General features: G+C 76.5%; 2 protein-coding genes and 2 pseudogenes. All 4 read left to right on the forward strand.

Annotation, left to right across the window (positions count from 1 at the left end; genetic code table 11):
- Nucleotides 1-1,566, forward strand: a pseudogene (locus GUY61_RS35830) (adenylate/guanylate cyclase domain-containing protein); the annotation flags it as partial.
- Between the two features lie 8 nt (nt 1,567-1,574).
- Nucleotides 1,575-2,451, forward strand: a pseudogene (locus tag GUY61_RS35835) (S8 family peptidase); the annotation flags it as partial.
- A complete protein-coding gene (locus tag GUY61_RS35840; RefSeq protein ID WP_166634480.1) occupies nt 2,438-3,061 on the forward strand; it encodes a GAF domain-containing protein in 624 nt (207 codons plus the stop codon). The pseudogene GUY61_RS35835 and the gene GUY61_RS35840, both read left to right, overlap by 14 nt.
- A 112-nt stretch (nt 3,062-3,173) precedes the next feature.
- On the forward strand, nt 3,174-3,871 hold a 698-nt coding region (locus GUY61_RS35845), incomplete at its 3' end, for a serine/threonine-protein kinase (RefSeq protein WP_166634481.1).

The raw sequence follows: 3,871 nt of genomic DNA on the forward strand, positions 1-3,871 counted from the left end.
CCCCCCGCACCCCCCGAGGACGTCCACGAGCGCATCCGTACGGCTCTCGCCGACCTCACCCGCCGGCGGCTGGTCGAGCCCGCGCCGGGCAACCGCCCCGGACTCCACCGTTTCGCCGGCGGTCTGATCCAGGAGGTCGCCTACGGGTCGCTGTCCAAGCGCGCCAAGGCGGCCCGCCACGAGGGCGCGGCGGAGCTGCCCAGTGTGGTGGCCGAGGGCGCGGGCGCCGTCGGCGGCCACCTGGAGCGCGCCCACCGCTGCCGGGCCGAACTCGGCCTGCTCGACGCCCACACCGAACGGCTGCGGGTGCGGGCGGCGGCCGCGCTCGGCCTGGCCGGCGCGCAGGCGCTGGCCCGCTCCGACCTGCACTGGGCGGACAGCCTGCTGCGCAGGTCCGTCGGCCTGTCGCGGCCCGGCGACGCGGCCGCGGCCCCGGCGCTCCGCCGGCTCGGCGAGGTGCGGCTCGCGCTGGGCCACGCCGAGGAGGGGACGCGGCTGCTGCGCCGGGTGCTCGACGCCGGGGACGCGCCGGTGGAGGCGGCCCACGCGCGGCTCGCGCTCGCGGTGCTGGACCCGGCCGCCGTCAACGTCCCGGCGACGGCCCGCTCGGTGCTGCCGGTCTTCGAGGCCGCGTCCGACCACGTGGGGCGGGCGCGGGCCCGGCTGCGGCTGGGACAGCAGCGGCAGCAGGCGGGCCGGCACGAGGAGGCCGACCGGGACCTCGTACGGGCGCTCGACCACGCCGTCCGCGCCGAGGCGGAGCCGGAACGCGCCGCGGCGCTCGGCGCGATCGGCATCTCGCTGTGGCGGGGCCCGGAGCCGGTGCCCGTCGCGGTGTCCCGCTGCCAGGCGCTGCTGGCCGAGCACGGCGGCGGCCGGCCGACCGTGCGGGTCACCCTGAACTGCCCGCTGGCCGTGCTGTACGCGCTCCAGGACCGGCCGCGTGAGGCGCGGGCCGCGCTCGCGGAGGCCGAACGGCTCGCCGCGGGGCTGGACTACGCGGAGGCGGCGGTGTTCCTGCCCGTGTTCCGGGCCACCGTCGAGGCGCAGCTCGGGCGGCGCGGCGAGGCGCTCGCGCTGCTCGGCCGGGCGGACGAGGCGGCCCGCCGCGCCGGCGCCCCCGGGATGCGGCCGCTGATCGGCCTGGAGGCGGCCCGGCTGCTGCTGGACCAGGACCGCACGGCGGCGGCCGCGGAGCGGATCGCCGAGGTGGTGACGGCGCAGGCCCTGCCCCGCGCCGACACGGTGGACCTGGCGGGGCTGCGGGCGCGGCTGGCCGCCCTCGGGGGCGACGCGGAGGAGGCGCTGCGGCACGCGGACACGGCCGTGCGCACGGCGGCGCTGACGGACTCGCCGCTCGTGCGCGCCACGGCGGTGCTGGACAGGGCCGCCGCCCTGGCGGCGCTGGGACTCCGGGACGCCGCGGCCTCGGCAGCGCGGTCGGCGGCCGAACGGTTCACCGACAAGGGGCATCTGCCGGGTGCGCGCGGAGCCCGGCGGCTCCTCGCGGCCCTCGCCGGTGCCGGACAGCCGGGCAGCCGGACAGAGCCCGATCGACGGAGATGAGCTGAGCCATGGACACCACCGCACCGGCCCGCGGGCTGGTCTGGAGCCTTCGGGGACGCGGTCCCGACGACGTACCCGTCCTGGCGGACCGTGGTCCGCTGCCGCCCTCACCGGCCGAGGGAGAGGCCACCGGACGGGGGGTGCGGGTGTGCGTCGTGGACTCCGGGGTGGAGCGCGACCACCCGCTGGTGGGGCCCGTGGACGGCTCCTGGGTGGTCGTCAAGGACCCGGATACGGGAGAGACGGAGGTCAGGGCGACGGACACGGGGGACAGCTGCGGTCACGGGACTGCGTGCGCGGGCATCATCCGGCGTACCGCCCCCGACTGCGAGCTGCACAGCGTGCGGGTGCTGGGCGAGCGGTTCTCCGGCACCGGCGACGTGCTGCTGGCCGGGCTGCGCTGGGCGGTGGACCAGGGCTTCGACCTGGTGAACCTGAGCCTGTCCACGACGCGTACCCGGTTCGCGCAGGAGCTGCACGATCTGGCGGACCGGGCCTGGTTCGCCCGTTCGGTGATCGTCGCCTCCGCGCACAACACCCCTGTGGAGAGCTTCCCCTGGCGCTTCGCCTCCGTCATCTCCGTGGGCAGCCACCAGGAGGACGACCCGGCCCTGCACCTCTACAACCCCCGGCCGCCGGTGGAGTTCTTCGCGCCGGGGCAGAACGTGTCGGTGCCCTGGCTGGGCGGGGCCTCCATCCGTACGACGGGGAACAGCTTCGCCACCCCGTACATCACCGGCCTGTGCGCGCGCATCCTGTCCGCGCACCCGAGGATGACGTCCTTCCAGCTCAAGAACGCCCTCTATCTCTCCGCGGCCAATGTGCGCCTGGAGCCGCGGCACACCACCCCTTCGGCAGGAGAGGCCCGACGATGACTCCGAGAACCGAATCCGTGCCCGTTCCGGAAGCCCCGCACCCCGTGGACGCGTCACGGAACGAACTGCTCCAGTCGGTGGTCGACGTGGCGCGCGCCATCTTCGGCGCCGCGGCGAGTTCGGTCTTCCTCCTCGACGAGGACGCCGGGGAGCTGGTCTTCCAGGCGGTGTCGGGTGAGGGCCAGGAGTTCCTGGTGGGCCGCAGGTTCCCGGCCGGGCGCGGCATCGCGGGCTGGGTGGCGGCGTCCGGGGAGCCCATGGTGGTGGACGACCTCGCCGCGGACACGTCCTTCGACCGTGCGCTCGCCGAGTCCACCGAGTACGTGCCGGACGCGCTGATGGCCGCGCCGCTGATCAGTGAGGGGCGGGTGCTGGGCGTGCTGGAGGTGCTCGACCCGTCCCCGCAGGCCCGCTCGGACCTCCAGGAACTCGACCTGCTGGCCATGTTCGCCCGCCAGGCCGCAGCGGCCCTGCGGGTGGTCACCCTCCATACGCAGGCCGCCCCCGCCGCTCCGGCGGCCCCGGTTCCGCAGCAGGGGGCGCGCCTGTCCCCCGGCCGGCGCGCGGACGCCCTGCGCCTGCTCGGCAGCCTGGAACAGCTCCTGCGCGAGCCCGCCTGAGCTCCGGCGTCCGGCCCGCCACGGGGCGCCGGAAGGCCTGGGCTAGAGTCGGCGCCGTCCTCGGTCGGCCGTCCTTGGCCCCGGGGTGCCATCGCCCTGGGGGAAGCGGCACATGCTGTCCGAACGTCTGGAACTGCCCGGCTACGAGATCGACGGGGTCCTCGGCCGGGGCGGCTTCGCCACCGTGTACCGGGCCCGGCAGCTCGCCGTGGGCCGGGAGGTCGCCCTCAAGGTCGACAGCCGGGTGCTGTCGACGCCGCGGGACCGGCAGCGGTTCCTCCGGGAGGTCACCGCGGCCGGGCAGTTGTCGGAGCACCCGCACGTGGTGTCCGTGTACGACGCGGGGGTGCTCGCGGACGGCCGTCCGTACATGGTGCTGGAGCTCTGCCCCGGCGGATCCCTGGGCGACCGGCTGCGGCGGCAGGGACCGCGCCCGCCGCGCGAGGCGCGCGACATCGGGGTGAACATCGCCGACGCCCTGGCCGCCGCGCACGCCGCCGGGGTGCTGCACCGTGACATCAAGCCGGGCAACATCATGGTCAATCGGTACGGCGGTGTCGCCCTCGCCGACTTCGGGCTGGCGGCCATGCCGCGCCCCGGCCAGGAACTGTCCGTGACCCGGGAGGCGCTGACTCCGGCGTACGCCCCGCCGGAGGCGTTCCGGATGACCGAACCGGCCCCGGCCGGAGACGTGTACTCGCTCGCCGCCACCGTCTACGCACTGTTGCGGGGCCGCCCGCCCCACTACCCCGAGGACGGCGGTCAGCTCGGCCTCGCGGAGCTCATCGTCCGGCACACCCGGCCCTACCC

It is taken from the genome of Streptomyces sp. GC420 (assembly GCF_009916105.1).
Lineage (GTDB): Bacteria > Actinomycetota > Actinomycetes > Streptomycetales > Streptomycetaceae > Streptomyces.

Excerpts from the sequence above, each read along its gene's own strand:
- GUY61_RS35840 (WP_166634480.1), top strand. The coding sequence starts at position 2,438 with ATGACTCCGAGAACCGAATCCGTGCCCGTTCCGGAAGCCCCGCACCCC.